The sequence below is a fragment of the Pantoea sp. UBA4549 genome, from assembly GCF_002387285.1.
Classification (GTDB): Bacteria; Pseudomonadota; Gammaproteobacteria; order Enterobacterales; family Enterobacteriaceae; genus Pantoea; species Pantoea borealis.
Genome location: NZ_DGLH01000006.1, coordinates 285,611 through 311,856 on the forward strand (window position 1 = coordinate 285,611; position 26,246 = coordinate 311,856).

General features: G+C 60.5%; 24 protein-coding genes. 15 read left to right on the plus strand and 9 right to left on the minus strand.

Translation table 11 applies throughout. The features are described from left to right. Positions 1-89: 89 nt before the first annotated feature. The 7 genes from B3041_RS04730 to B3041_RS04760 all read left to right on the plus strand — a co-directional run bounded on the left by B3041_RS04730 (position 90) and on the right by B3041_RS04760 (position 7,943). On the plus strand, positions 90-1,199 hold the full coding sequence (locus tag B3041_RS04730) for a suppressor of fused domain protein (RefSeq protein ID WP_292969779.1): 1,110 nt from the start codon (positions 90-92) through the stop codon (positions 1,197-1,199). A gap of 207 nt (positions 1,200-1,406) precedes the next feature. After that, positions 1,407-3,302, plus strand: coding sequence for a methyl-accepting chemotaxis protein (locus tag B3041_RS04735; RefSeq protein ID WP_065649784.1), 1,896 nt, complete (start codon positions 1,407-1,409; stop codon positions 3,300-3,302). Between the two features lie 203 nt (positions 3,303-3,505). Further along, on the plus strand, positions 3,506-4,039 hold the full coding sequence (idi, locus tag B3041_RS04740) for an isopentenyl-diphosphate Delta-isomerase (RefSeq protein WP_065649783.1): 534 nt from the start codon (positions 3,506-3,508) through the stop codon (positions 4,037-4,039). A gap of 169 nt (positions 4,040-4,208) precedes the next feature. Next, positions 4,209-5,117, plus strand: coding sequence for a glycine betaine ABC transporter substrate-binding protein OsmF (gene osmF, locus B3041_RS04745; RefSeq protein WP_065649782.1), 909 nt, complete (start codon positions 4,209-4,211; stop codon positions 5,115-5,117). Between the two features lie 3 nt (positions 5,118-5,120). Next, entirely contained in the window at positions 5,121-6,287 is a 1,167-nt protein-coding gene (locus B3041_RS04750) for an ABC transporter permease (RefSeq protein ID WP_292969783.1), read from the plus strand. Next, positions 6,280-7,212: an ABC transporter ATP-binding protein gene (locus B3041_RS04755; protein ID WP_292969785.1), complete on the plus strand. Its 933-nt coding sequence runs from the start codon at positions 6,280-6,282 to the stop codon at positions 7,210-7,212. Before B3041_RS04750 ends, B3041_RS04755 begins: the two co-directional genes overlap by 8 nt. Beyond that, the gene (locus B3041_RS04760; protein WP_292969787.1) at positions 7,209-7,943 is read left to right on the plus strand and encodes an ABC transporter permease; all 735 of its coding nucleotides are present in this window, start codon (positions 7,209-7,211) and stop codon (positions 7,941-7,943) included. Before B3041_RS04755 ends, B3041_RS04760 begins: the two co-directional genes overlap by 4 nt. A gap of 169 nt (positions 7,944-8,112) precedes the next feature. On the opposite strand, the gene B3041_RS04765 is transcribed toward B3041_RS04760, so the two are convergent. Then, positions 8,113-8,847, minus strand: a complete 735-nt coding sequence (locus tag B3041_RS04765) for a MerR family transcriptional regulator (RefSeq protein ID WP_065650490.1) — start codon at positions 8,845-8,847, stop codon at positions 8,113-8,115. Positions 8,848-8,999: 152 nt separating this feature from the next. Between B3041_RS04765 and B3041_RS04770 the strand changes: the two genes are divergently transcribed. From B3041_RS04770 to ybiB, 4 genes are all read left to right on the plus strand, one after another. Continuing rightward, a complete protein-coding gene (locus tag B3041_RS04770; RefSeq protein ID WP_065649778.1) occupies positions 9,000-9,563 on the plus strand; it encodes a helix-turn-helix domain-containing protein in 564 nt (187 codons plus the stop codon). Next, a complete protein-coding gene (locus tag B3041_RS04775) occupies positions 9,560-10,075 on the plus strand; it encodes a GNAT family N-acetyltransferase (protein WP_065649777.1) in 516 nt (171 codons plus the stop codon). Before B3041_RS04770 ends, B3041_RS04775 begins: the two co-directional genes overlap by 4 nt. Before the next feature lie 92 nt (positions 10,076-10,167). Further along, positions 10,168-12,303 carry an ATP-dependent DNA helicase DinG gene (gene dinG / locus B3041_RS04780; protein WP_292969789.1) on the plus strand — a complete coding sequence of 712 codons (2,136 nt, stop codon included), beginning with the start codon at positions 10,168-10,170 and terminating at the stop codon, positions 12,301-12,303. Between the two features lie 70 nt (positions 12,304-12,373). Beyond that, positions 12,374-13,342: a DNA-binding protein YbiB gene (gene ybiB / locus B3041_RS04785; RefSeq protein WP_292969791.1), complete on the plus strand. Its 969-nt coding sequence runs from the start codon at positions 12,374-12,376 to the stop codon at positions 13,340-13,342. Between the two features lie 51 nt (positions 13,343-13,393). Here ybiB and B3041_RS04790 read toward each other — a convergent pair whose 3' ends face one another. The 3 genes from B3041_RS04790 to hutH form a co-directional block, all read right to left on the minus strand. Further along, a complete protein-coding gene (locus tag B3041_RS04790) occupies positions 13,394-14,551 on the minus strand; it encodes a M20 aminoacylase family protein (RefSeq protein ID WP_292969793.1) in 1,158 nt (385 codons plus the stop codon). Positions 14,552-14,721: 170 nt separating this feature from the next. After that, positions 14,722-16,407, minus strand: a complete 1,686-nt coding sequence (hutU, locus tag B3041_RS04795; protein ID WP_292969795.1) for a urocanate hydratase — start codon at positions 16,405-16,407, stop codon at positions 14,722-14,724. Between the two features lie 10 nt (positions 16,408-16,417). Beyond that, positions 16,418-17,971, minus strand: coding sequence for a histidine ammonia-lyase (gene hutH / locus B3041_RS04800; protein WP_292969797.1), 1,554 nt, complete (start codon positions 17,969-17,971; stop codon positions 16,418-16,420). 317 nt (positions 17,972-18,288) lie between these two features. Here hutH and hutC point away from each other — a divergent pair, with 317 nt between their 5' ends. Continuing rightward, positions 18,289-19,044 carry a histidine utilization repressor gene (gene hutC, locus B3041_RS04805; RefSeq protein ID WP_292969799.1) on the plus strand — a complete coding sequence of 252 codons (756 nt, stop codon included), beginning with the start codon at positions 18,289-18,291 and terminating at the stop codon, positions 19,042-19,044. Here the strand turns inward: hutC and B3041_RS04810 are convergent. Together B3041_RS04810 and B3041_RS04815 are read right to left on the minus strand one after the other, a co-directional pair. Further along, on the minus strand, positions 19,028-19,570 hold the full coding sequence (locus B3041_RS04810; protein ID WP_292969801.1) for a HutD family protein: 543 nt from the start codon (positions 19,568-19,570) through the stop codon (positions 19,028-19,030). The genes hutC and B3041_RS04810 overlap by 17 nt on opposite strands. Beyond that, positions 19,567-20,922: a formimidoylglutamate deiminase gene (locus tag B3041_RS04815; protein WP_292969803.1), complete on the minus strand. Its 1,356-nt coding sequence runs from the start codon at positions 20,920-20,922 to the stop codon at positions 19,567-19,569. Before B3041_RS04815 ends, B3041_RS04810 begins: the two co-directional genes overlap by 4 nt. 85 nt (positions 20,923-21,007) lie before the next feature. Between B3041_RS04815 and hutI the strand changes: the two genes are divergently transcribed. Both hutI and hutG read left to right on the plus strand, forming a co-directional pair. Further along, positions 21,008-22,225, plus strand: a complete 1,218-nt coding sequence (gene hutI / locus B3041_RS04820) for an imidazolonepropionase (protein WP_292969805.1) — start codon at positions 21,008-21,010, stop codon at positions 22,223-22,225. Beyond that, entirely contained in the window at positions 22,222-23,007 is a 786-nt protein-coding gene (hutG, locus tag B3041_RS04825) for an N-formylglutamate deformylase (RefSeq protein ID WP_065649767.1), read from the plus strand. Before hutI ends, hutG begins: the two co-directional genes overlap by 4 nt. Before the next feature lie 4 nt (positions 23,008-23,011). On the opposite strand, the gene B3041_RS04830 is transcribed toward hutG, so the two are convergent. Next, a complete protein-coding gene (locus B3041_RS04830; RefSeq protein ID WP_065649766.1) occupies positions 23,012-23,638 on the minus strand; it encodes a flavin reductase family protein in 627 nt (208 codons plus the stop codon). 160 nt (positions 23,639-23,798) lie between these two features. On the opposite strand from B3041_RS04830, the gene rlmF reads away from it, so the two are divergent. Beyond that, positions 23,799-24,725, plus strand: coding sequence for a 23S rRNA (adenine(1618)-N(6))-methyltransferase RlmF (gene rlmF / locus B3041_RS04835; protein WP_292969808.1), 927 nt, complete (start codon positions 23,799-23,801; stop codon positions 24,723-24,725). Positions 24,726-24,791: 66 nt separating this feature from the next. Here rlmF and glnQ read toward each other — a convergent pair whose 3' ends face one another. Beyond that, entirely contained in the window at positions 24,792-25,514 is a 723-nt protein-coding gene (glnQ, locus tag B3041_RS04840) for a glutamine ABC transporter ATP-binding protein GlnQ (protein WP_065649764.1), read from the minus strand. Beyond that, positions 25,511-26,170 (minus strand): glutamine ABC transporter permease GlnP, encoded by a 660-nt coding sequence (gene glnP, locus B3041_RS04845; protein ID WP_039383407.1) that lies wholly within the window; start codon positions 26,168-26,170, stop codon positions 25,511-25,513. Before glnP ends, glnQ begins: the two co-directional genes overlap by 4 nt. Between the last annotated feature and the right edge of the window lie 76 nt (positions 26,171-26,246).

The window sequence follows — 26,246 nt, forward strand, 5'->3', positions numbered from 1 at the left end:
AGAGTTTTACCCTTGTCTCACATGGCGCGAGTGCCGATCCTGCTCTATTCTCGGGGAAAATGGATCCCTCCAGGCATTGTCGAGGCGTTATGACCAGTTACCCTCTGATTGCTGAGGTGCCGAATCAGCAACATACTTTAACCGCGATCGTCGAACAGGATGCGCGCACCGCCTATTTTTATATCTGGCCCAATGATCTGTTTCGCAGCCAGTACGCTGTTCGCGGCTGCTGGCTGCGCAACCTTCTGCCGGCACCGGCAGAGGAAGATCGCGAAGCGATGGAGCAGGGGATCGCGCCGCTGCTGAGCGCAGAGTATTGCCGCACGCTGGAGGCGGAGCCAATGCTCGATCCCGCAGGCCTGCAGGTATTGTGGGAGCCGGATGATACCGGTGCTGCCCTGTGGTACTACGGCCAGCTGCTGGCGGTGATCCCTGGCTGGAGTCTCTATCAGAGCAAACAGGTCAGCTTCTCAGCCGGCTGTATCAGGAAAAACCGCCTTACGGCACCGCTGGGTTCAGCCTCCACCAATGAATACTATGCGCGTGCTGAGCAGCAGCGTCACTTCTGGCGTGACTGGCACGACGACCAGCAGTGGGAAAAAATCCAGCATGAAATGCTGCAGGTGTACCAGGCGCAACTTGGTGAGTCGGTCAAATATTACGCTATCGATCAGGGCAGCTGGCCGCCGATGGCGCTTTCTCAGCACTGGCACAACGGCGTCTGGTATTTTGTCACGCTGGGAATGAGCATCCGTCCGATGCCGCAGGTCGATTATCTGTTTGAAGAGCTGGCACCCCAGTACCGGCGGGCTGAACTGGCGCTGGCGGTAGATGGCGAGGTAATGACCGAGGCCAACGCGGTGCAGATGGCGAGCGCGCTGGCGGAGTTTGCACACCTGCCGTGGGCACGGCTGACGTGGATTGGCGAAGGGCATACGCTGGCGTCTGAAGTGGCACCGGTCGGCTTTGAAAGTTTCCTGCTGGCTAACGCGCTGGCACCGGAGGCGGCGTCGCTGCGATTGCCGAAGCGCGACGGCGACCGGCCGGAGCTGCTCTGGGCGACGCCGATCACCGAAGCGGAACGCCACTTCGCACAGTCAGATGAACAGGGCGGACAGCAGCTGCTTCAGCGGCTGCTGGCAGAGGGAAATAGCCATATCTTCCGGCCGCGTCAGGAGGTTGTGGCGCCGCCTCAGTAAATGCCCGCCCTTCTTCTGTGAAGAGGGGCGCGCTGCCGGTACCGGCAGGCGATTTTCCGCTGTGCTTCCCCCCTTGTTTCTTACCGCAGAAAATAGTCACCCGATTCAACTATTTGCTTTTTTTGTGATCCCGCCCCTCTCAAGTTCCCTATTAACACGCCGTTAACCTCGATCAGGCAACTCGCCAACCAGGGTAAGGGCATCCGAATGTTTAAAACCACGCAATCCCGTTTTACCGCGACGCTGGTCGCGTTTTTTGTTGTGCTGATGCTGGTCACCGTGCTGGTGATCAATCAGTTTATCGCACCGCAGCTGAGTCAGAATGAGAGCCGCCTGGTGCGCTATGAGGTTGATGGCCTGGCCGGACGCATTGTCGAACAGATGAACCGGGTTCAGGCGCAGCAGCGGGCGATAACGGAAGCTGCCGGCGTGATGGAGAGCGCGACGATAGATATTCTGCTGCCGGCGCTGGTGAACCAGTACCAGGACAGTAACGTGTTTGGCGGCGGGATCTGGCCGCTGCCGAACCGGCGCGATCCGGCAAAAGAGAAAGACAGCACCTTTTTTGCGCGCAATGCCAGTAATCAGCTGCAGGTCAATACCTACTGGAATTCTGATGCGGCTGATAAGTACTGGGAGCAGCCGTGGTACAAAGCGGGGATGGCCGCAGCAAAAGGGCAGTGCGCCTGGGCTAAAGCCTATCAGGATGCGGCCAGCCCGCAGCCGCGTACCAACTGCGCGATGGCTATCTATCGCGACGGCAGCGTCTGGGGCGTGGCTACCATTGACGTAACGCTGGGCTTTTTTAATCAGCTGGCGAAGCAGATGGGGGACGCCATTAACGGCCGCGTGCTGATTGTGGAAGCGGATGGCAAAGTGGTCGGCAACGCGGCGCTGCTGGACGGTGCGCCAAAGCTGGAAAACCTGAGCGAGACCCGGCTGCCGATGGCTGCTGCACTGAAGTCGCTGCTGACGCAGGCGGGTAGTGAGCCGGCGCAGACCACGTTCAGCGGCGAGGATGGTGAGCATACGCTGTTCCTGCAGGCGATCCCCGGCAGCCCGTGGTATCTCGCCAGCGACGTGCCCTCCAGCCTGCTGGATGCGCAGACGCACAGTATGCTGACGCGGCTGGGCGTGGTGCAGATCCCGCTGGCTATCATTCTGCTGCTGGTATCGCTGGGCTTTGTCCGCGCAATGATGAAACGTCTGGGCGTACTGCACAAAAACATTGAAGCACTCTCCACCGGCGGTGCCGACCTGACGCAGCGCCTGCCTGCCAGCAATAGCCCGGAATTTAACGCCGTGGCAGAGAGCTTTAACCAGTTTATCAGTTACCTGCAGGGGCTGATGCGTCAGGTTGGCGACAGCGCGCTGGCGATCACGGCAGCCTCGCGTGAAATCGCCAGCGGCAACGCCGATCTCTCTGCGCGGACCGAATCGCAGGCCAGCTCGATTGTAGAGACGGCAGCTTCAATGGAGGAGCTGACCGGCACCGTGCGCCAAAACGCCGATAACGCCACCCACGCCAATCAGCTGGCTGACGGCGCGGCCACCGTGGCGGCGCGCGGCAGTGAAGTCGTGCGTCAGGTCGTGACCACCATGGGAGAGATCCATCACTCATCGCGTAAGGTCGTCGACATCATCAGCGTCATCGACAGCATTGCGTTTCAGACCAACATTCTGGCCCTGAACGCGGCGGTTGAAGCGGCACGCGCCGGCGAGCAGGGACGCGGTTTTGCGGTGGTGGCCTCAGAAGTGCGTAATCTCGCGCAGCGCTCAGCTAACTCAGCACGCGAAATTAAAAAGCTCATTGAGGAGTCGGTGGCAAATATCGACACCGGCAGCCAGCTGGTTGAACAGGCGGGACAGACCATGGATGAGCTGATGCAGGGCGTCAGCAGCGTCACCACGCTGATGAGCGAAATCATGTCCGCCAGCCGTGAGCAGAGCATGGGCATTGACCAGGTTAACGTCGCGATCACGCAGCTGGATGGCAGCACCCAGCAGAACGCCGCGCTGGTGGAGCAGGTCTCTTCGGCTGCACGCGCGATGGAAGAGCAGAGCGTACAGCTGGAACAGGTCGTGCAAAGCTTCAGGCTGTAACCGTACTAACCCTGATTGCGGTGGCGCACACGCTGCCGCAATCTCATCATGCTTTACCTCTGCATACCTTCTTCTTCGCCGATTCAGATTAAGCCTGCTAAGCTTATTTTTTTACCGCGCCAGCGCACGAAACGCGCGTGATTTTCTCCGCTGCCGCCGCGGTGATTGTGTACAATAGCAGGGATTTTTCTGAAGGAGCCCTCATGCCTGCCATAGAAGTTATTCTTGTTGACCACCTCGATCGTCCCACCGGCAAGATGGAAAAGCTGGAAGTGCATGAAAAAGGCTTACTGCATCGCGCAGTCACGGTTTACGTGTTTAATTCGCGTCATGAGCTGCTGCTGCAGCGGCGTGCCAGCAGTAAATATCACTGCGGCGGGCTCTGGAGTAATACCTGCTGCAGTCATCCCTTCCCGCAGGAGCCAACGCGCGACGCGGCCGAACGTCGTCTGCGTGAAGAGATGGGACTGGACCTGGCGCTGACGCCGGTGTTTGAGCTGAGCTACAACCTGCCGCTCAGCAACGGTCTGATTGAACATGAGTATGGTCACGTCTTTTTTGCCATCAGCGATGAAGAGCCGGTGCTGAATCCGGAAGAAGCGGACGCCTGGTGCTACCGTTCGGTCGGGCAAATCCAGCAGCAGATGCAGGCCGAACCGGAGCAATTTACCCCGTGGTTTCTGCACACTTTCCCGCGCATTCCGCATACGCTGGGTGACTTTCGCCTGACCGCCTGACCGCCTGACACGTCTCCTCTTTTCGGGCGTACCACGCCCGTGCTGTGCGGGGCAATTTTTGCCCGGCTTAACAAAACAGACGTAAAATCTCCGCTTTTTTCCCGTCGCCTGCTGCGCCAGGCTACGCTTGTTTATCACCAGGTGCTAAACAGGGCGTAAGGAAAACATCATGATTAAACAGGGTTTACTGGGGCTGATTGCCCTGTCACTGAGCATGGGCGCGGCGCATGCCGCCGATGCGGTTAAAGTAGGATCGAAAATCGATACAGAAGGCTCGCTGCTGGGCAATATCATTCTGCAGGTACTCAATAAGCACGGTGTAAAAACCGTGAATAAAATTCAGCTTGGCAACACGCAGGTCGTACGCGGCGCCATCGTCGCGGGCGAACTGGATATCTATCCGGAATATACCGGCAACGGCGCATTCTTTTTTAACGATGAAAAAGCAAGCGCCTGGAAAAATGCGCAGCAGGGTTATGAGAAAGTCAGACAGCTTGATGCAGAAAAGAATCATCTCGTCTGGCTGACGCCGGCACCCGCAAATAACACCTGGACCATCGCCGTGCGTGGTGACGTGGCGCAGCAGCATAAGCTGACCTCGCTTGACGATCTCAGCGCGTATCTGAAACAGGGCGGCGAGTTCAAACTGGCTGCCTCCGCTGAATTTATCGAACGCGGCGATGCCCTGCCGGCGTTTGAAAAAGCGTACAACTTCAAACTCAGCCAGTCACAGCTGCTCTCGCTGGCCGGCGGCGATACGGCGGTTACCATTAAAGCTGCGGCGCAGAAGACCTCAGGTGTTAATGCGGCTATGGCGTACGGAACGGACGGCCCGGTAGCGGCACTGGGTCTGCAGACGCTGAGCGATCCCAAAGGCGTACAGCCAATCTATGCACCGGCGCCGGTCGTGCGTGAAGCGGTGCTGAAGCAGTATCCGCAGATGAAAGAATGGCTGCAACCGGTGTTCAGTAAGCTGGATGAAAAAACGCTGCAGCAGCTCAATGCGCAGATTGCGGTGGAAGGGCAGGATGCCAGCCAGGTAGCAACAGCGTGGCTGCAGCAGAACAAGTTGCTGTAAAAGGTGAGACAGCTGCTGTTGCGCCCCGGCCGGCAGCCGGTCACGCTGCTGCTGACGGCGCTGATCACGCTAACGCTGCTGACGCTGCCGTTTCTGCGCTTCGCCGCTAACCGGCTGGTCTCGGGTGAGCCGCTGATGGCGTGGCAGGTTGCGCACGCTGGCTGGCTGGTGCTGCCTGTCGCGGTACTCTGGCTGAGCCTGTTCGGGCTACCGGGCCGGCGTACATCACTGTTCACGCTGCTGGGCGCACAGGGGCTGCTTGTACTGCTCATCGGCCTCGGCGGCAGCGGGGCCAGCGAGCTGGCACGCAGCAGTTCACTGCTGGCGCGTACAGCACCTGGCAGCGGTTTATGGTGTGCGGCCGGATTAACGCTGCTGCTGGCAGCTGAAGCGATCAGAACGATAAGCCGGCAGGTGGTCTGGCGCATCCTGCTGAATCTGCAAACCGGCGTGCTGCCGCTGCTGCTTTTACTGACCGGCTGGCTGGATCAGCTTTCGCTGCTAAAAGAGTATGCCAGCCGCAGCACCACTTTCCATGCGGCCTTTAGCCAGCACCTGCTGCTGGTCTGCGGTACGCTGGTGCCTGTGCTGCTGGCAGGTGTCCCGCTGGGACTGGCCATTGCGCGGCGTCCTGGCTGGCAGCGGCCGGTATTCAGCCTGCTGAATCTGATCCAGACCATTCCCTCTGTGGCGCTTTTCGGCCTGCTTATCGCACCGCTGGCGGGGCTGGCTGCACACTTTCCTTTGCTTGGTCGTCTTGGCATCAGCGGTATCGGTATGGCACCGGCGCTGATTGCGCTGGTGCTTTATGCGCTGCTGCCGCTGGTGCGCAGCGTGGTCGCCGGGCTGGCGCAGGTGCCGCCTGAGGTACGTGAAACCGCACGCGCTATGGGCATGAGTGCCGGGCAACAGTTCTGGCAGGCAGAGCTGCCGCTGGCGCTGCCGGTCTGGCTGGCCGGTTTACGGGTGGTAGTGGTGCAAACCGTGGGTCTGGCAGTCGTGGCGGCGCTGATTGGTGCGGGCGGCTTCGGGGCTATCGTCTTTCAGGGATTGCTGAGCAGCGCGCTGGATCTGGTTCTGCTGGGTGTGATCCCGGTGGTGGCGCTGGCGGTACTCTGTGATGCGCTGCTGCGGCTGCTGTCCGCGCTGCTGGAGAAAAAACATGATTGAGTTTCATGACGTAAGTAAACAGTTTGCCGGAAAAACGGCGATTTCCCGCCTCTCTTTGCAGATTAAGCAGGGGAGTTTTACGGTTCTGATCGGCACGTCCGGATCCGGTAAATCGACCCTTCTGAAGATGATCAACCGGCTGGTGGAACATGACAGCGGCGAGATCCGCTTTGCAGGCGAGCCTATCGAACAGATGAATGTTCGCGCCCTGCGCCGGCGCATCGGCTATGCCATTCAGTCAATCGGCTTATTCCCGCACTGGAGCGTGGCGAAAAACATCGCCACCGTGCCATCGCTGCTGGGCTGGCCAGCGCAAAAAATAGCGGCACGCGTAGCGGAACTGCTGGCGCTGCTGAACCTTGATCCCCGGCTGGCGACCCGCTATCCGCACCAGCTTTCCGGCGGACAGCAGCAGCGAGTTGGCGTGGCGCGCGCGCTGGCTGCCGATCCGGAGCTGCTGCTGATGGATGAGCCCTTCGGCGCGCTCGACCCGGTAAACCGTCAGGCGCTGCAGCAGGAGATGCTGCGCATTCAGCGGCTCACTGGCCGTACCATCGTGCTGGTTACACACGACATTGATGAGGCGCTGACGCTGGCCGATCGGCTGGTATTAATGGATAACGGTGAAATCGTACAGCAGGGGGCACCGGTTGCACTGCTGACGCAGCCCGCCAGCGACTTTGTCCGTAACTTTTTTGGCCGTAGTGAGCTGGGCGTAAGGCTGCTGGCGCTGGGGCAGGCGGGCAGCGTGGCGCGCCGCGGCGAATGGGTAGAGGCCGAGCCGATTGCCGCCGCGCTGTCGCTGCGCGAGGCGCTGTCGCAGTTTATTGCGCGCGGGACCGACAGGTTACCGGTAGTGGATCAGCAGCAGCGGGTAGGTGTGCTGCATTTCAGCGATCTGCTGCGCCCGCGGGACGCTCAATGAAGCGCCTGTTATACGAGCCGCTGAGCTGGCTGATCGCGCTGTTTTTACTGCTGCTGTGGGGATTGCCGCACAGTGAACCGCTGTTTGCGTACTGGTTTCCGCAGCTTGAGCGCCCGCTGTATCAGCAGGAGAGCTTCTGGCGCCTGACGCTGGCCCATCTCTGGCTGGTCGCAAGTGGCACCCTGCTGGCAGTGATCGTGGGCGCGGGCGGGGCAATTTTCGCTACGCGCCGCTGTGGCCGTGCGTTCCGTCCAACGCTGGAAACGCTGGCGGCGGCAGGGCAGACGATCCCGCCGGTTGCAGTGTTAGCGATTGCCGTGCCGGTAATGGGGTTTGGCGCCACGCCTGCCATTGTGGCGCTGTTTCTTTATGGCGTATTGCCGGTGCTGCAGGGGACGCTGGCGGGCATTGAGAGCGTACCGGCCAGTAACCGGGAGATCGCAACCGGACTGGGCATGGGGCCGTGGCGGCGCCTCTGGCAGATTGAACTGGCGCTGGCTGCGCCGGTAATGATGGCAGGCATACGTACATCGGTGATGATCAATATCGGCACAGCAGCTATTGCGTCTACAGTAGGCGCTGCCAGCCTCGGCTCGCCCGTGATCATTGGTCTGAGCGGCTTTAACACCGCCTATGTCATTCAGGGAGCCATACTGGTTGCGCTGCTGGCGCTGATTTGCGATCGGCTACTGGAGCGGGTACAGCGCTGGTTTACCGGGTATGCAGAATAAGGCTGTAGCCTACCAGCATCATGCCACCCATGCCGCCAATCGCCATAATCGCGAACAGCGTACCGATAAAAATTTTATTCCAGTTCATTACAGTACCTGATTGATGCCGGGAGTCAGGCATAATAACGCGCGCCCGGCGCAGGAAAAAGGCCTGACGTGCGGTTTTACATTACGCCGGTTCATGCATCTGTATTGAAAAACCCTGCGCCTGCCAGTGCTCAAACTGCTCCTGCTGACGCCGCGTTGGCCGTTTTCCGGTCCAGATAAACAGATGCTGGCCCGGAAAGAGTTCAGGGCGTGGCATATCCAGCGGCTCAGCCAGTACATCAATACGCCAGCCGTGCTGCGCCAGACGCCAGGCTTCCAGCCAGATACGGGTGCGATCTTCCACAGCCCAGCCGATCATCAGCGCATCTTTACCCGGCTTTTTGCGCGCCCCGGCCAGACAGAAAGCAACGTAATCGATGATAGCGCCGTCCAGCAGACTGCACATGGTACGGGCGGTGTTTTGATCGAGACCCAGACGCTGGCGTACCGGCACAAAAACGTGATCGATCAGTGCATCAATCGGGTGTTCACGTCCGATGGTGGCAATTTTGGTACGCAGTTTTGAAGCGCGTACGTGACGTAGCACGCTCATCAGCTCTTCCTGCAGCGCAGTCCAGCCATCGTGTACATTGATCGTTTCGCCTTCAAGCAGCGCTTTTACTTTGCCCACGGGCACGCCACTCTCTATCCAGCGTTTAATCTCTTCAATACGCTGAACATCTTCATCATCAAATTGGCGATGACCACCTTCGGTGCGCTGGGGCTTTAACAGACCGTAACGTCGCTGCCAGGCGCGAAGTGTTACCGGGTTTATTCCACAGCGCTCGGCAACATCGCCGATACTGTATAAGGCCATAATGTCCTCAAATATTGCGACCTGCATAAAAACACCTTAACCGTCGGGGCTGCCTTGTACAATCTTTATTTTATTGTACAACTTGAGTTTTATCCCGGTTTTCGGTTAATTCTCAAATAAGAGATTTTTTTCTCATATTTGAAAGGGGCATTATGTCAGCAACTGAAACGAATAACCGGCTGGCGCTGCGGCTTGCTGAACTTCGCGAACAGCAGGGCTGGTCGCTGGATACACTCGCTCAGGCTACAGGCATCAGCCGGGCCTCATTGTCGCGCATTGAGCGCGCTGAGACCAGTCCTACCGCGGCATTACTCAACCGGTTATGTCATGCTTATGGCGTGACAATGTCACGTCTTCTGGAGGAGGTTGAAGATGAGACGGTGCTGCTGATAAAAGCTGACCAGCAAACCTGCTGGCACGATCCCGACAGCGGTTTTCAGCGTCGTACCCTTTCTCCTCCTGCAAGGCAGTTTAAAACAGAATTGATTGAAGGGGTACTCCCGCCAGGCGCACATATTCACTATGACATGCCACCCCTGTCCGGGCTTGAGCAGCATATCTGGTTGCAGAAGGGCGGCTTAACGATCGTCATGGCAGATCAGCGCTGGACGCTGGCCGCCGGCGATTGCCTGCGTTTTCACCTGACGGGACGATCTGCGTTCAGCGCCGATGCGCAGGCGGGCGCTCGTTATATTCTGGCGGTATGCAAACCATGATAACGTTCTCTCAGCTTACTGCTGCCAGCGCAGCACACGCGCTCGCGCCGTTAAGCGATCTGCTGCAGGCCTGTGTGGCGGACGGCGCCAGCGTGGGCTTCACCGATGCCCGCGATCGGCAGGCGATAGAGCGCTTCTGGCAGGCGAGAATCGCGACATTATCCGGCGGGAGTGATGACCTGCTGGTGGCATGGCAGGAGCAGATCCCGGTAGCAACCGTGACGCTGAGCAGCTGCACGATGCCTAACGGTTACCATCGGGCAGAAATCAGCAAGCTGCTGGTACACCCGCAGCAGCGACGGCAGGGCATCGCGCGTCAGCTGATGCTGCGGGCAGAGGCACGGGCACGGACGCGGGAAAAAACGCTGCTGGTGCTGGACACCCGCAGCGGGGATGTGGCCAGCCAGCTTTATCTCTCCCTGGGCTGGCAGATCGCCGGCGCTATTCCGCACTATGCCTGCTCAACGGAAGGGGTCATGGAGGCGACCACCCTGATGTATAAGCTGCTGTAACAGGAAGCGGGTACGAAAAATCACCCGCTGAGGCTGACGCTGTCAGATTACTGTGTAAAAATACAGGCCGGATTAACTCAACAGTAATAATTATGGCTCTGACAGCAGCAATTAAAAGCCAGATCGCGCAATGGTATAAAGCGCTGCAGCAGCAGGTTCCTGACTTTATCCCGCGCGCGCCGCAGCGCCAGATGATTGCCGAAGTGGCAAAAAGTCTGGCGGGCGATGAGGGGCGCCATCTGGCTATTGAAGCCCCTACTGGCGTAGGTAAAACGCTCTCTTATCTGATCCCCGGCATTGCGGTAAGCCGTGCCGATGACAAACGGCTGGTTATCAGCACGGCCAACGTAGCGCTGCAGGATCAGATTTTCACCAAAGATCTCCCGCTGCTGAAAAAGATCATCCCCGATCTTACCTTTACGGCAGCCTTTGGCCGCAGACGCTATGTGTGTCCGCGTAATCTGGCCGCCCTGGCCGCCAGCGACGATCAGCAGGGCGATCTGCTGTTTTATCTGGATGAAGAGGCGGTGACCGGCTCAAAGGAGGAGCAGACAATCTGTTCCCGGCTGGAGAAAGATCTCAGCCGCCATACATGGGATGGCCTGCGCGATCACGCTGAGAAAGCGATTGATGACAGCCTGTGGCAGCGCCTCTCGACCGATAAAGCCAACTGTCTTGCTCACCACTGCCGCTGGTATCGCGAATGCCCCTTTTTTGTCGCCCGGCGCGAGATTGAGCAGGCTGACGTCGTCGTCGCAAACCATGCGCTGGTAATGGCAGCTATGGAGAACGAGTCAGTGCTGCCACCGGCAAAGCACCTGATGCTGGTACTGGATGAAGGGCACCATCTGCCGGAGGTCGCGCGTGACGCACTGGAGATGAGCGCGGAGATCACACCAGGCTGGAGCGGGCTGCAGCTCGATCTCTTCATACGGCTGGTGGAAACGATCATGGCGCAGTTCCGGCCTAAATCGCCGCCGCCGCTGACGAATCCTGAACGGCTGAAACAGCACTGCGAAGAGATGCGTGAGCTGCTGCAGACATTAAGTCAGGCGCTGAATCCGCTGCTGCCACCCGATAATCAGCCGGGTGAGTTTCGTTTTGTGCTGGGCGAGCTGCCGGAAGCGCTGCTGACGCTCTGTACCCGGCTGTTTAAGCTGAGCGATGCGCTGCGCGGCCTGAGTGAAGGGCTGCTGAACGAACTGGGCGAGCAGACCGGCAAAGCGGATATCATGCGCCTGCATAAAGCGATTCTGCAGCTGAACCGTCACTTCGGCTGGTTTGAAGCCATCAGCAAACTGTGGCGGCTGGCCGCAATGGAAAAGGCCTCTAACGCGCCGGTCTCTAAATGGGTGACGCGTGAACTGCGCGAGGGGCAGGCGCACCTGCTGTTTCACTGCGCCGGCATCCGCGTCAGCGACCAGCTTGAGAAACTGCTGTGGCGCAAAATTCCGCATGTGGTCGTGACATCAGCCACGCTGCGTTCGCTCAGCAGCTTCAGCCGCCTGCAGGAAATGTCAGGGCTGAGTGAGAAAGCGGGCGATCGTTTTGTGGCGCTGGATTCCCCCTTCAATCATGTCGATCAGGGCAAGCTGGTGATCCCGCAAATGCGCTACGAGCCGCTGCTGGCAAACGAAGCTGAGCACATCGCCGAGATGGCGCGCTTTTTCCGCCAGCAGATGGCAGAAGGCGAACATAAAGGCGTGCTGGTGCTGTTTGCCAGCGGACGGGCAATGCAGCAGTTTGTTGCGCAGCTGCCGGAGCTGCGTCTCACGATGCTGGTGCAGGGCGATCAGCCGCGCTCCAGGCTCGTCACGCTGCATCGTGAACGCGTGACAGCAGGAAGCAGCAGCATTCTGGTGGGTCTGCAGTCGTTTGCTGAAGGGCTCGATCTCAAAGGCGATCTGCTGTCACAGGTGCATATTCACAAAATCGCTTTCCCGCCGGTAGACAGTCCGGTAATTTTGACCGAAGGCGAATGGCTGAAAAGCCTGCGCCGCTATCCGTTTGAAGTCCAGAGTCTGCCCAGCGCCTCGTTTACGCTGATACAGCAGGTCGGGCGCCTGATCCGCAGCCATCAGTGCTTTGGTGAAATTGTGATTTACGATCGCCGTCTGCTCAGTAAAAGCTATGGCAGCCGGCTACTGGCGGCGCTGCCGGTATTTCCGATTGAGCAGCCTGCGGTGCCGGAAGAGAAAAAAAGCGCCAGGCGCAAAAGAAAAGCCTGAGTAGCCGCGCTGAGCGGGTACTCGTTCCGGCCGCCGCACTGCGGCGCGCCCAGAGAGCAGGAAGCGTAATATGGAACTGAATAAAATAATTAAAGAGATCGGGCGCGGTAAAAACCACGCGCGCGATATCGATTTCGACAGTGCGGTGGCGCTTTACAGCGCCATGCTGGCAGAGGAGGTGCCGGAGCTGGAGCTGGGCGCCATCCTGATTGCGCTGCGGATTAAAGGCGAAGGCGAAGCCGAAATGCGTGGCTTCTACCACGCTATGCAGCAGCGTATGCTGCAGCTGCAGGCGCCGGCCGGCCGGCCCATGCCGATTGTGATCCCCAGCTACAACGGCGCACGCCGTCAGGGCAATCTGACGCCGCTGCTGGCGCGGCTGCTGGTAAAACTGGGTTTTCCGGTGCTGCTGCACGGTATCAGCGAAGACGCCACGCGCGTAACCAGTGAAGCGGTGCTCGCTGCGTCAGGCATCGCTGCGGTAACCAGCGCCGCGCAGGCGCAGGCGGCGCTGGATCGCGGTGAGCTGGCGTTTATCACCATCGATACGCTCTGTCCGCCCATGGCCAGACAGCTGGCGCTGCGCTGGCGGATGGGCGTGCGTAACAGTGCGCACACGCTGGCAAAGCTGGCCACGCCGTTTGAAGAACGCGCCGCGCTGCGTCTTGCCAGCGTGTCGCACCCTGAATATGTGCCGCGCGTCGGCGCGTTTTTCCAGGCGATAGACGCGCCCGCTATTTTGCTTAACGGCACGGAAGGCGAAGTGTATGCCAGTCCGCTACGCTGTCCGGCGATCAATTACATCGCTGGCGCAGCGGGTGAGGCGCAAATCTGGGTTGAGCGGCAGCCGGAGCGTGTGGAAGCGCTGCCGGAGAACAAACAGGCTGAAGCGACCGCGCGCTGGAGTGATGAGGTGCTGAACGGCATGCGTGCCGTGCCGCAGTCGCTGCGGCTGCAGCTCGCCTGCTGCCTGGTGGCAACGGGTGAGGCGGCAACGCTGTCTGAGGCTGAAATCCGGCTGCAGCAGGCGGGAATGTAAACGCGAGAGCAGGCCGTTCTGCGCACCCGGTTTACCGGACCAAAACGGCCCTCAGCGTTTTGCCAGTACGCGCTCTGCCAGCTTCTGCCAGAAGGTAATCCCCACCGGCAGAAGCGCATCATTGAAGTCGTAGCTGGCGTTATGCAGCGGCGCAGAAGGCACTTCGCCGTCAGCGCCCAGCCAGAAGTAGGCGCCCGGACAGGCTTCCAGCATACAGGCGAAATCTTCGGACGCCATAGACGGGCTGCACGCCCATTTTACCTGCGCGTCACCCAGCATCTGCTCTGCCACCTCACGCACCTGCTGTGCCGGGTCAGGATGATTCGCGGTCACCGGATAGCCGGGATACCAGTGAATGTCGCCGCTGACGCCAAACGGACGCGGCAGTGCGGTCACAAACTCTTCGATCAATCCGCGCACCCGATCGCGCACCTCCGGCTGCAGGCAGCGTACCGTGCCGCGCAGGGTGATCTGCTCCGGAATGACGTTAATCGCCTCGCCGCCATGGATCTGCGTCACGCTCACCACGGCGGATGCCAGCGGTGACAGACGGCGTGAAGGGATGGTCTGCAGCGCCAGCACCAGCTCAGCCGCCACGACCATCGGGTCCGCGCCGCTTTCCGGCATGGCGGCATGACAGCTGCGGCCGGAAAGGGTGATTTCAAAGGAATCGAGCGACGCCATCATCGCCCCCGGATTCACCGCCAGCGTGCCGAGCGGCAGCCCGGGCCAGTTGTGCATCGCATAGACGGCATCCATAGGGAAGCGCGAGAACAGACCTTCCTCTACCATGCGGCGTGCGCCGCCGAGGTTCTCTTCGGCGGGCTGAAACAGAAAGTGAATGGTGCCGCTGAAATCACGCGTGGCAGCGAGCTGACAGGCGGCAGCCAGCAGCATGGCGGTATGACCGTCGTGACCGCAGGCGTGCATCACGCCAGGCCGGGTCGATTTCCACGGCGCGCTGCCTTTTTCCGTAATCGGCAGCGCATCCATATCGGCGCGCAGACCAATCACCGGACCCGGACCGTTCTCCAGCGTACCAATGACGCCGGTGCCGGCCACGCCGCGAAATACCTGAAGCCCGGCCTCCTCCAGTACCCGGGCGACCAGCTCGCTGGTCTGCTGCTCCTGATAACCCAGCTCAGGGTGTTGATGTAACTGATGACGCCAGGTAAGGGCATTTTCCAGCAGAAGAGCAGGCAGACTCATAACAGAGGGCTCCAGTCGCAGCGCGCGCCAGCGCGGGGGGTAAGTCATCACTGTAGTGATATGTCGCCGGAGCGTCTATCGCTAAACGGAATAATTTGGCTATAGAATATACCTTTATGGAATATAACATCCTGACCAGCCGCGGACACGCGTCCCTGCGCGCCAGGTCGTCAGGTCAGCATCGGCAAATTCAGCCCGTGCCGCACGGCACACGCCTGCGCCTGCTCGTAGCCGGCATCAGCATGCCGCATCACACCGGTGGCCGGGTCGTTCCACAGGACGCGCGCCAGCCGCGCATCCGCTTCAGGCGTACCGTCACAGACAATCACGACGCCGGCATGCTGTGAAAAACCCATGCCGACGCCGCCGCCATGATGCAGGCTGACCCAGGTGGCGCCGCCGGCCGTGTTCAGCAGGGCGTTAAGCAGCGGCCAGTCGGATACGGCATCCGAGCCGTCGCGCATCGCTTCTGTTTCGCGATTAGGAGACGCCACCGAACCGCAGTCGAGATGATCGCGGCCAATCACTACCGGCGCTTTCAGCTCGCCATTGCGCACCATCTCGTTGAACGCCAGCGCAGCCAGATGGCGCTCGCCCAGTCCCAGCCAGCAGATACGGGCGGGCAGACCCTGAAAGGCGATACGCGCCTGCGCCATGTCGAGCCAGCGATGCAGATTGAGGTTATCCGGAAACAGCGCTTTTAATTTCGCGTCTGTTTTATAGATATCCTCAGGATCGCCCGAGAGCGCCACCCAGCGGAACGGGCCTTTGCCCTCGCAGAACAGCGGACGGATGTAAGCAGGGACAAAGCCCGGGAAGTCAAAGGCGTTGCTGACGCCCTCATCCAGAGCCACCTGGCGAATGTTATTGCCGTAGTCCACGGTCGGTACGCCCATATGGTGAAACTCAAGCATGGCCCGGACGTGTACCGCCATAGAGGCGCGCGCCGCCTGTTCAACTGCTTTCGGATTGCGCTGGCGCTCCGCCTGCCAGCGTGCCACATCCCAGCCCTGCGGCAGATAGCCATTTACCGGATCGTGCGCAGAGGTCTGATCGGTCACGATATCGGGTCGCATGCCGCCGGCGCGGGCGCGGTTTACCAGCTCCGGCAGGATCTCTGCCGCGTTGCCCAGCAGGCCGACAGAGATCGCCTCTTTTGCCGCAGTCGCCTGTTCAATCAGCGCCAGCGCCTCATCCAGCGTGCGCGCTTTGTGATCGAGATAGCGGGTGCGCAGGCGAAAATCGATGCGCGACTCCTGACACTCAATCGCTAAAACGCAGGCCCCTGCCAGCACGCCGGCCAGCGGCTGGGCGCCGCCCATGCCGCCGAGGCCCGCGGTGAGGATCCAGCGGCCGGCAAGATCGCCGTGATAGTGCTGTCGTCCCGCTTCTGCAAAGGTCTCAAACGTTCCCTGCACAATGCCCTGAGCACCGATGTAGATCCATGAGCCGGCGGTCATCTGGCCATACATCATCAGGCCGGCGCGATCCAGCTCATGAAAGTGACCCCAGTTCGCCCAGTGCGGTACCAGGTTGGAGTTAGCCAGCAGCACGCGCGGTGCATCGGCATGAGTGCGAAACACGCCCACCGGTTTGCCGGACTGGATCAGCAGCGTCTCATCCGGCTGCAGCAGGCGCAGTGAGCGCAGGATCTGCTCAAAACAAGACCAGTTACGTGCGGCCTTGCCGATCCCGCCGTAGACCACCAGATCGTCCGGACGCTCGGCGACATCAGGATCAAGGTTATTCTGGATCATGCGCCAGGCGGCTTCGATAAGCCAGTTAGCGCAGTGCAGTTCACTTCCGTGCGGGGCACGGATTTCGCGGGCCACAGCCTGCGTCAGGGTATCGCTCATGATCGGTTCCTTAGTGCTGTTTCTGGCGCTGGCTCGGCAGCAACGTTTTTAGCGCCTCAGGCCACTGTGCGTCAGCGGCCCACAGACGCATCGCCTCAATATCGGGTGCCAGCAGGCGGTCGCTGGCAAGAAATGCCACCCTGGTGCGGATGCGCTGCATCTCCTGTTCAAGTACGGCTGAACTCTGCAGCGGCCGGTGAAACTCAATGCCCTGAGCGGCCGCCATCGCTTCAATGCCGACCACCGCCGCGGTGTTAAAACACATCTCTCCGAGACGGCGTGCTGCATAGGTGGCCATAGAGACGTGATCTTCCTGATTGGCCGACGTAGGCAGACTGTCTACGCTGCCGGGGTGCGCCAGCGACTTGTTTTCTGACGCCAGCGCGGCAGCGGTCACCTGGGCAATCATAAAGCCGGAGTTCACGCCGCCATCCTGTACCAGAAAAGGCGGCAGGCCGGAGAGGCCGCTGTCCAGCAGCAGCGCCAGACGGCGCTCAGAGATAGCCCCTATTTCGGCCACGGCGAGGGCAATAATGTCAGCAGCAAACGCCACCGGCTCGGCGTGGAAGTTGCCGCCGGAGATCACCTCACCGCTGTCGCTGAAAACCAGCGGGTTATCAGAAGCGGCATTAGCCTCAGTCTGCAGCACGCGCGCGGCGTGGCTGAGATTATCAAGGCAGGCGCCCATGACCTGCGGCACGCAGCGAATGGAATAGGGATCCTGAACGCGTCCGCAATGGGTATGCGACTGCAGGATCCCGCTGCCGGTAAGCAGCGAGCTGACGGCGGCGGCAACAGCGATCTGGCCAGGCTGGCCGCGCGCCTGATGGATACGCGCATCATAAGGTTTAACGGAGCCTTTGATCGCTTCCAGCGAGAGCGCGCCCGCCATCAGTGCGGCAGAGAAAATATTTTCCGCTTCAAACAGGCCGCGCAGCGCCAGGGCCGCAGAAACCTGGGTGCCGTTCAGCAGCGCCAGTCCCTCTTTCGGCCCGAGCACAATCGGCGTCAGACCGGCGCGCGCCAGGCCTTCCGCTGCCGGCAGGCGTTCGCCTGCAATGCGCACCTCACCTTCACCCAGCAGCATCAGCGACAGGTGCGCCAGCGGCGCCAGATCGCCGGACGCGCCCACTGAGCCTTTCGCCGGAATACAGGGCATAACCCCGGCGTTAAACAGCGCCAGCAGGGCGTCCACCAGCTCAATGCGTACACCGGAATGGCCGCGCGCCAGACTGATAATCTTGCTGGCGATCACCAGGCGCGTGACGTTATCCGGCAGCAGATCGCCCAGACCGACGCTGTGCGACAGCACCAGATTACGCTGCAGCTCAGCCAGGCGGGCGGCAGGGATTTGCGTCTGTGCCAGCTTGCCAAAGCCGGTATTGATGCCATACACCACGCTGCCGGACGCGACGATCTCTTTGACGGTAGTATGGGCGCGGTGCACAGCACTGCGCGCTGCGGGCGTCAGCTGTAACGTCACCGGCTGCTGATAGATAGTACGCAGGGTTGCGAGATCCACCTCGCCGGGTTCCAGGCAGATTTCCTGCAGTGCATGCGACATGATCTACTCCTGTATATACAAGTAAGTGGCAGGCGCAGTAATACGCCGTAACGCCGGGCGTTATAGAACTCGCCTGCAGTAAGCCGAGTGAAGCACAGGTACGTTATTCCTGTCTATACAAGTAGCAAACACTATGCCAGTTTCCCTGTAATTTGTGAAATGTGCCGCACTGCAGGTGAGCAGGTCAGGGAGTCAATCTGCTGCACGCTAAAGCAGCAGCCTCTGCACCCGACGTGACCGGACTGCACCACTGCATGTCTATACATCTGCCCGCCGGACCAGTAAACTTTCCTTCTCAGAGCAGAAAGGAACAGCAGATGACCGAGCAAACGGCACTGGCGCAGTTAGCCGCCGCCATGGGCGATGAACCGGCACCGATTTACCAGCGCGTCAAGCAGGCGATTATCAGCCAGATCCGTGCCGGAGAGTGGAAAGCCAGGCAGCGCGTACCCTCAGAGAGCGAGCTGGTCAGCGAGCTGGGCGTCAGCCGGATGACCATCAACCGCGCGCTGCGTGAACTCACCGCTGAAGGTTATCTGCTGCGTATGCAGGGTGTGGGTACGTTTGTCGCAGAGATGAAGGGCTACACGGCAATGCTGGAAGTGCATAACATTGCGGATGAGATTGCGCAGCGCGGTCATCAGCATCGCTGCCAGATCCTGACGCTGGCGCAGGGGCGGGCAGATCCGGAGCAGGCGGCGCTGCTGGGTATGCGCACCGGCCAGCCGCTGTTTCATTCGCTGATGGTGCACTATGAAAACGACCTGCCGGTGCAGCTGGAAGATCGTCTGGTGAACCCGCAGATGGCGCCTGACTATCTGCAACAGGATTACCAGAGCGTCACCCCCTATACCTATCTGATGCGGGTCGCGCCGCTGACCGCCGGCGAGCATATCGTTGAAGCGGTACTGCCCGATTTGCGCCAGCGCAGGCATCTGGCGCTGGAAGAGCATGAACCCTGTTTATTGATCCGGCGTCAGACATGGAGCGACAGTAAGATCGTGACCTATGCGCGGCTGCTCTATCCCGGCTCACGCTATAAGCTGCTGGGACGTTTTAAAGGACACGGCTGAGCCGGCACCAGAGCAGCAGGGCATCGCAGCTCTGCGGTGCCAGCGTCAGCGCCTCATCCAGCCACCAGATCCCCTGCGCCGGCTGCAGCATGTCACCTGAGGCGCACTGCCACGCGCCGGATAACACATAAGCCACGCCGTGCAGGCTCTGCTGCGGTGAGTCCTGCACGATGCTGACATCCGCCCGCCAGCTGTCGCGACGGGTCATGATATTAAAATCGCTGCAGCGGCCGTGTACGGTCGCCTGTACCGCGGCGTCTCCGGCAAATCGCCACGGCTGGTGTCTCTGCAGCCGGTGCGCCTGCTGGCCGCTCTGCAGCAGCGGGCTGTCGCCCTGCAGCAGGGTGATCACCCGATCCACGCCAGGAAACAGCGAAAAAGGGCCGCTGGCGTCAAGCGTGGCGATGCTGGCCCGCCAGCCAAAATCCGCCGCGCCGGGCGGAAAGCTGACAATTTCGCGCGTCTCGCCGCCGCCGTTGCGCCAGCGGCTGACCGGCAGCGCGTCGTAGCGGAAGCGGTGCATCACTGCAGCGCCCGCAGCGCGGCGGCGGCGCGGACTGCCGCCTGCGCCTCCTCTGCGTGCTGACCGTCAGCGATCACCTGCCGGCCGGCAACAAAGGTATCCCGGATCCCGCTGCGCGCGCCGGCAAACAGCCAGCGGTTGAGCAGGGCGTCGGAGGGAGTCACGCTGAGCAGAGGGTCGTCGCGCAGTACCAGCCAGTCAGCGCGCAGGCCGGGTGCCAGCACGCCGCTGCGAATGCCGCATGCCTGAGCGCCCCCGGCAGCAGCCTGCTGCCACAGCAGATCGCCTACTGACGGCTGCTGCGGCAGCGCAAGGCGGTTGCGTCGCCTGTCGCGCAGCCGCTGCCCGTACTCCAGCCAGCGCAGCTCTTCCCGGGCGCTGACCGAGACGTGACTGTCCGATCCGATCCCCCAGCGCCCGCCCTGTGCAATATAGGCACTCGCCGGAAAAATACCGTCGCCGAGGTTGGCTTCGGTCGTCGGGCATAACCCCGCGACCGCCCCGCTGGCGGCAAGCTGCTGCAGCTCGTTCTCATCCGGATGGGTGGCGTGGATCAGGCACCAGCGTGCATCAACGCTGAAGCGGCGCAGCAGCCAGGCGATCGGACGCTCGCCGCTCCACGCCAGACTGTCGCTGACCTCTTTTTCCTGCTCGGCAATATGGATATGCACCGGCAGATCGCGCGGCGCGGCGGCCAGCACCTCGTGCATCTGCACTTCGCTTACCGCGCGCAGCGAATGAAAGCAGATGCCGTAGTTCAGCAGCGGGTTATCTGCACAGGCGGCAGCCACGCGCTGCAGCTGTCGCAGGTAAGCGCCGGTCTGCTGGATAAAACGGCGCTGTCCGGTACTGGCAGGCTGTGCGCCAAAACCGCTGTAGCTGTAAAGCACCGGCAGCAGCGTCTGGCCGATACCGGTGCGCTCTGCGGCCAGCATTACCTGCTGCAGCATGGCATCATCAGGGTAGGGCTGGCCCTGCGGATCGTGATGCAGATAGTGAAACTCAGCGACCTGGCTGTAGCCGCCTTTCAGCAACTCTATATAGAGCCAGGTGGCGATGTCGCCTACCTGCTGTGGCGTCAGCCGCGCCACCATGCGATACATCAGATCGCGCCAGGTCCAGAAGCTATCCTGCGGATCGCCCGCAACCTCGGCCAGCCCGGCCATCGCACGCTGAAACGCATGCGAGTGCAGGTTGCTCATGGCGGGAATGACGGCCCCCGCCAGCGGTATCGCAGCGCCTGGCGTACTGTCTGGCGTAACGCGGGTGATAAAACCGGCGTCGCTGACCTCCAGCGTAACGTGGTGGTGCCAGCCATCTGCCAGCCGGGCGCGCGGGGCAAAATAGGTGGTCATGGTTGATCCTTCAGGCAGGAAAGTTGTATATACATATACATACTTTAGCAGGACGTGTAAATCGTCCGCACGCGGGGAACCGGACATGAATAACGCGAAGCAGATCGACAGCCTGTGGCTGGGCGCAGATATCGTTACGCTGCGTGACGGACGCTATAACATCATTCCCGATGGTGCGCTGGCCGTGGATAACGGCGGTCTGGTATGGGTCGGACCGCGCAGTGAACTGCCGGCGTTCGCGCCGCGTCAGCGGCATACGTTCAGCGGCGGCATCATTACGCCGGGGCTGGTGGATTGCCATACGCATCTGCTGTTCGCCGGCGATCGCAGCGCGGAATTTGAGCAGCGTCTCAACGGGGTCAGTTATGCAGAGATCGCCGCGCAGGGCGGCGGCATTCTTGCCACGGTACGCGCCACGCGGTCCGCGTCACAGGAGGCGCTGGTGGCGTCAGCGCGGGCGCGGCTGGCCCATCTGCTGGCGGAGGGGGTGACCACGGTAGAAATTAAATCAGGGTACGGTCTGGATGAAGAGAGCGAGCTGAAAATGCTGCGCGCCATACGCCAGCTGGCAACCGGCGTGCCGGCTGATGTCATCGCAACCTGTCTGGCCGCGCATGCGATCCCGCCGGCGTTCCGTGACAACCCGCAGGGCTGGATCGATATCATCTGCCAGCGGCTGCTGCCGCAGGTAAAAGAGGAAAATCTGGCGGATGCGGTGGATGCATTCTGCGAACATCTGGCGCTGTCGCCTGCGCAGGTCAGCGCGGTGTTTGATGCAGCGCGCGCGCTGGATCTGCCGGTAAAACTGCACGCTGAACAGCTCTCGGCGCAGGGCGGGGCGGCACTGGCCGCACGCTACGGCGCGCTCTCCGCTGACCATCTGGAGTACGCCAGCGAAGAGGATGTCCGTGCGATGGCAGAGCACGGTACCGTTGCGGTGCTGCTGCCGGGGGCGTTCTATCTGCTGCGCGAAACGCAGCGGCCGCCGGTCGCGCTATTCCGCCGCTACGGCGTACCGATGGCGCTCGCCAGCGACGCCAATCCGGGTACTTCACCCGCGCTTTCGCTGCGGCTGATGATGAACATGGGCTGCACGCTGTTTGGCATGACGCCGGAGGAGGCGCTGGCGGGGGTGACGCTGTGGGGCGCGAAAGCGCTGGGGCTGCAGCAGACGCACGGCTCACTGGAGGCGGGCAAAGTCGCCAGCTTTGTTCACTGGCCGCTGACGCGTCCGGGCGAGCTGGCTTACTGGCTGGGCGGCGAACTGCCGTGCCGGGTTATCTATCGTGGAGAAGCACAATGAGTTTTGATTTTACGCCGGGCAGGCTGCCGCTGCTGATCTCAATACCGCATGCCGGGACGCAGCTTACGCCGGAGGTGGCGGCGGGGCTGAGCGACGCGGCACGTTCGCTGCCGGACACCGACTGGCATCTGCCGCAGCTGTATGATTTTGCGCACGATCTCGGTGCCAGCGTACTGACGGGACGCTATTCCCGTTTTGTTATCGATCTCAACCGGCCGCCCGATGATCAGCCGCTCTATACCACAGCGACCACCGGACTCTGGCCGGAGACGCTGTTTGATGGCACGCCGGTATTTGCACCCGGCATGACGCCGGATAGCGCGACGCGTCAGCGCTATTTGCAGACGCTGTGGCAGCCCTATCACCAGCAGCTGCAGCAGGAGCTGGCGCGTCTGAAAGCGCAATATGGCTACGCGCTGTTGTTTGATGCGCACTCCATCGCTTCACGGGTACCACGGCTGTTCAGCGGTGTGCTGCCCGATCTGAATCTGGGAACCCATGATGGGGCCAGCTGCTCAGCGGCGGTCAGCGACGCGCTGAGGCAGGTGTGTACCGATCAGCAGCGATTCAGCTGGGTGATGAATGGCCGCTTTAAAGGCGGATATATTACGCGCGCCTATGGTCAGCCGGCACAGGGGGTAGAGGCGGTACAGCTGGAGCTGGCGCAGCACAACTACATGGATGAATCGCTGCCTTTCACCTGGCAGCCGGCGCGCGCTTCACAGCTGCAGCCGGTGCTGCAGCAGCTGCTCGGCGCACTACTGACGGCAGGAAGCCGTTAAACGCTTACCGTTTACGCGCGTCAGGGCGCACCAGGTCAAAACGCTGCGCCTCGCTGATGCCGTAATAGGCAGAAGGCCCCCCGGCGCGCAGAATCGGCTGCGCCCTGGCGGTCTGATAGATACCATCCTCCAGCAGCGCTTCATCAATATGAATGGCGACCGCTTCACCCAGTACCAGCCAGCTCTCCAGCTCGTTGCCCTGCGCATCCTGCAGCCGGATCAGCTGCGTCAGGCGACACTCAAAGTTAACCGGGCTCTCTGCCACCATGCTGCAGTCGATATGGGAGGCCGCAACCGGCGTCAGACCGGCGAGCGCGAACTCATCATTGTCGACCGAAGCGGAGCTTTCGTTCATCGCTTCCGCCAGCGGGCGCGTGGCCAGATTCCAGACAAACACCTTGCTTTCGCTGATGTTCTGCACGCTGTCTTTCCAGCCGCTGCTGGCGAAGCCGATAATCGGAGGCTGGTAGTTAAAGCAGTTAAAAAAGCTGTAAGGCGCGAGGTTATCCTGACCGCTGCGGCTCCGGGAACTGATCCAGCCAATCGGACGCGGACCGATAATGGCGTTCAGTGGATCGTGGGGCAGGCCGTGTCCGGCCCGGGGCTGGTAGCTGTAGCGATGGCGCGTCATAAAAACTCCTGAATGAAGATGAAGGCATATCGCGGCGGGCGACGTGCGTTGCAAAAAACGTTGCTAAAAGAGTCTGGTGTAAACGTAAAATTGCGGTAAGCGGATTGTGCGCTGGCAGCAGCCGGAGTATCTTACGCCCGCCTTACTTTCCGGAGAGACTATGAATAAGCCAGCCGCCAGTACGCCCTTTCATCCGCGCAATCGCCACCAGGGGCGTTACGATTTTCCTGCGCTTACCGCCGCACATCCGCCGCTTGCGCCGAAGGTTCGCCCTAACGGTCACGGCGAACAGTCGATCGATTTTGCCGATCCGCAGGCGGTGATGCTGCTTAATCAGGCGCTGCTGAAGCTCTTTTATAACCTTAACTGGCAGCTGCCGGAAGGCTATCTGACGCCACCGGTACCCGGCCGAGCGGATTACGTTCACGCGCTGGCCGATCTGCTGGCGGGAGACAACGGCGGGGCGCTCCCGCGCGATCTTGATGTCATGGATATTGGCTGCGGGGCCAACTGTATTTATCCCCTGATTGGTCACGCCGAGTATGGCTGGCGTTTTACCGGTACAGATACCAGCGCTGAGGCGATCGCCGCCGCCAGCCAGATTGTGGCGGGCAATCCGGGGCTGCAGCGTGCGATACGTCTGCGCCGCCAGAAACAACCGCAGGCGATTTTCAGCGGTGTGATCCATAAAAACGAGCGCTACCATGCTGTTATGTGCAATCCGCCGTTTCATGCCTCGGCCGCTGATGCCGCAGCAGGCAGTCAGCGCAAAGTACGCAATCTCGGACTGAAGCAGAATGCGCCGCTCAATTTTGGTGGTCAGCAGAATGAGCTGTGGTGTGAAGGCGGTGAGCTGGCGTTTATCGGCAGTATGATTGATGAGAGCGTCGTGCAGGGCAGCAGCATTGTCTGGTTTACGTCGCTGGTCTCGCGGAAAGAGAATCTTCCGGCGCTGCGCGACCGGCTCGCCGCAGTAGAGGCCTGTGAGGTACGCATCGTTAACATGGCACAGGGACAGAAGCAGAGCCGCTTTCTCGCCTGGAGCTTTATGACCCCCGCTACCCGCGCACAGCGGATGAAGCGCTAAGGTAAGCGCCGGATAAAAAAGGCCGCCCGGTTACCCGGCGCGGCCTCATTCAGAGTGCGTAGCGCATCAGGAGACGTGCTGCAGAAACTCGCGCAGACGCTCGCTTGGCGGAGAGGTGATCAGGGTATCCGGATCGCCATCTTCCGCAATCGTACCCTTATCAATGAAGATCAGCCGCGACGCAACTTTCTGTGCAAAACCCACTTCATGCGTGACGATCACCATCGTCATGCCTTCCTCGGCCAGATCCTGCATCACCTTCAGCACTTCATGACGCAGCTCCGGGTCAAGCGCAGATGTCGGCTCATCAAACAGCATCATTTTGGGCTTCACAGCCAGCGCCCGTGCAATCGCCACGCGCTGCTGCTGACCGCCAGAGAGTTCAGCCGGGAAATGGTGCGCGCGCTCAGCCAGACCCACTTTGCCCAGCAGCTCACGCGCCAGTTTGTGAGCATCCTCTTTTTTCGCGCCACGGACGCGAATCGGACCAAAGGCGACGTTATCCAGCGCGCTCATCTGCGGAAAGAGATGAAACTGCTGAAACACCATGCCCGCTTCCTGACGAATCAGGCGCTCATCAACTTTCGGATCGTTGACTTTCATGCCGTCGACAATCAGATCGCCGCTGGTGATCTCTTCCAGTTTGTTAATACAGCGCAGCAGCGTCGACTTACCGGAGCCGGAAGGGCCGATAATCACCACCACTTCGCCCTGATTAATCTTCAGGTTGATGTCATGCAGAACCTGCGTCTGACCGAAATTTTTAGAGACGTTTTTAAATTCAATCACAGGATTTTCACCCTTTTCTCAATACGGCGCAGCACAAAGCTCAACACCAGCGTAATAATCAGATAGATGATGGCAACCGCACTCCAGATCTCCAGCGCGCGGAAGTTACCGGCAATAATCTCCTGGCCCTGTCGTGTCAGTTCCGCCACGCCGATAACGATAAACAGCGACGTATCTTTAATACTGACAATCCACTGGTTGCCCAGCGGCGGGAGCATGCGGCGCAGGGCCAGCGGCATAATCACATAGCGCAGCGTCTCACGGCGCGACAGGCCCAGTGCCAGGCCCGCTTCGCGGAAGCCTTTATTGATAGAGAGCACGGCACCACGCGTAATTTCGGCAATATAGGCACCCGAGTTGATCATGATGGTCACGACCGCTGCAGTGAAGGGATCGATACGCAGATCGGGAAAAGCCATCGGCAGCGCAAAGTAGATAAACATGACCTGCACAACAATCGGCGTGCCGCGGATCAGCTCAATAAATACCAGCGCGACGTTATTGGTGATCCAGCCACCGTAGGCGCGGGCAAAGCCAGCAACCAGGCCGATAATCAGGCCACCTATCAGGCCAAGAACGGAAATCAGCAGGGTCATTTTGGCGCCTTCGATCAGAATCGGCAGGGCTGGCCAGATGACGCTCCAGTCAAACTCCATGGTGTTACTCCGGAATATGTTGCAATGGAAAAGGTAAAAGCAGGGCGCAAAGGGCGCCCTGCTGCATAAGCCCGTT

Coding starts and splice junctions, on each gene's coding strand:
- B3041_RS04730 (WP_292969779.1), top strand. CDS start 90: ATGACCAGTTACCCTCTGATTGCTGAGGTGCCGAATCAGCAACATACT.
- B3041_RS04735 (WP_065649784.1), top strand. CDS start 1,407: ATGTTTAAAACCACGCAATCCCGTTTTACCGCGACGCTGGTCGCGTTT.
- idi (WP_065649783.1), top strand. CDS start 3,506: ATGCCTGCCATAGAAGTTATTCTTGTTGACCACCTCGATCGTCCCACC.
- osmF (WP_065649782.1), top strand. CDS start 4,209: ATGATTAAACAGGGTTTACTGGGGCTGATTGCCCTGTCACTGAGCATG.
- B3041_RS04755 (WP_292969785.1), top strand. CDS start 6,280: ATGATTGAGTTTCATGACGTAAGTAAACAGTTTGCCGGAAAAACGGCG.
- B3041_RS04760 (WP_292969787.1), top strand. CDS start 7,209: ATGAAGCGCCTGTTATACGAGCCGCTGAGCTGGCTGATCGCGCTGTTT.
- B3041_RS04765 (WP_065650490.1), bottom strand. CDS start 8,847: ATGGCCTTATACAGTATCGGCGATGTTGCCGAGCGCTGTGGAATAAAC.
- B3041_RS04770 (WP_065649778.1), top strand. CDS start 9,000: ATGTCAGCAACTGAAACGAATAACCGGCTGGCGCTGCGGCTTGCTGAA.
- B3041_RS04775 (WP_065649777.1), top strand. CDS start 9,560: ATGATAACGTTCTCTCAGCTTACTGCTGCCAGCGCAGCACACGCGCTC.
- dinG (WP_292969789.1), top strand. CDS start 10,168: ATGGCTCTGACAGCAGCAATTAAAAGCCAGATCGCGCAATGGTATAAA.
- ybiB (WP_292969791.1), top strand. CDS start 12,374: ATGGAACTGAATAAAATAATTAAAGAGATCGGGCGCGGTAAAAACCAC.
- B3041_RS04790 (WP_292969793.1), bottom strand. CDS start 14,551: ATGAGTCTGCCTGCTCTTCTGCTGGAAAATGCCCTTACCTGGCGTCAT.
- hutU (WP_292969795.1), bottom strand. CDS start 16,407: ATGAGCGATACCCTGACGCAGGCTGTGGCCCGCGAAATCCGTGCCCCG.
- hutH (WP_292969797.1), bottom strand. CDS start 17,971: ATGTCGCATGCACTGCAGGAAATCTGCCTGGAACCCGGCGAGGTGGAT.
- hutC (WP_292969799.1), top strand. CDS start 18,289: ATGACCGAGCAAACGGCACTGGCGCAGTTAGCCGCCGCCATGGGCGAT.
- B3041_RS04815 (WP_292969803.1), bottom strand. CDS start 20,922: ATGACCACCTATTTTGCCCCGCGCGCCCGGCTGGCAGATGGCTGGCAC.
- hutI (WP_292969805.1), top strand. CDS start 21,008: ATGAATAACGCGAAGCAGATCGACAGCCTGTGGCTGGGCGCAGATATC.
- hutG (WP_065649767.1), top strand. CDS start 22,222: ATGAGTTTTGATTTTACGCCGGGCAGGCTGCCGCTGCTGATCTCAATA.
- B3041_RS04830 (WP_065649766.1), bottom strand. CDS start 23,638: ATGACGCGCCATCGCTACAGCTACCAGCCCCGGGCCGGACACGGCCTG.
- rlmF (WP_292969808.1), top strand. CDS start 23,799: ATGAATAAGCCAGCCGCCAGTACGCCCTTTCATCCGCGCAATCGCCAC.
- glnP (WP_039383407.1), bottom strand. CDS start 26,170: ATGGAGTTTGACTGGAGCGTCATCTGGCCAGCCCTGCCGATTCTGATC.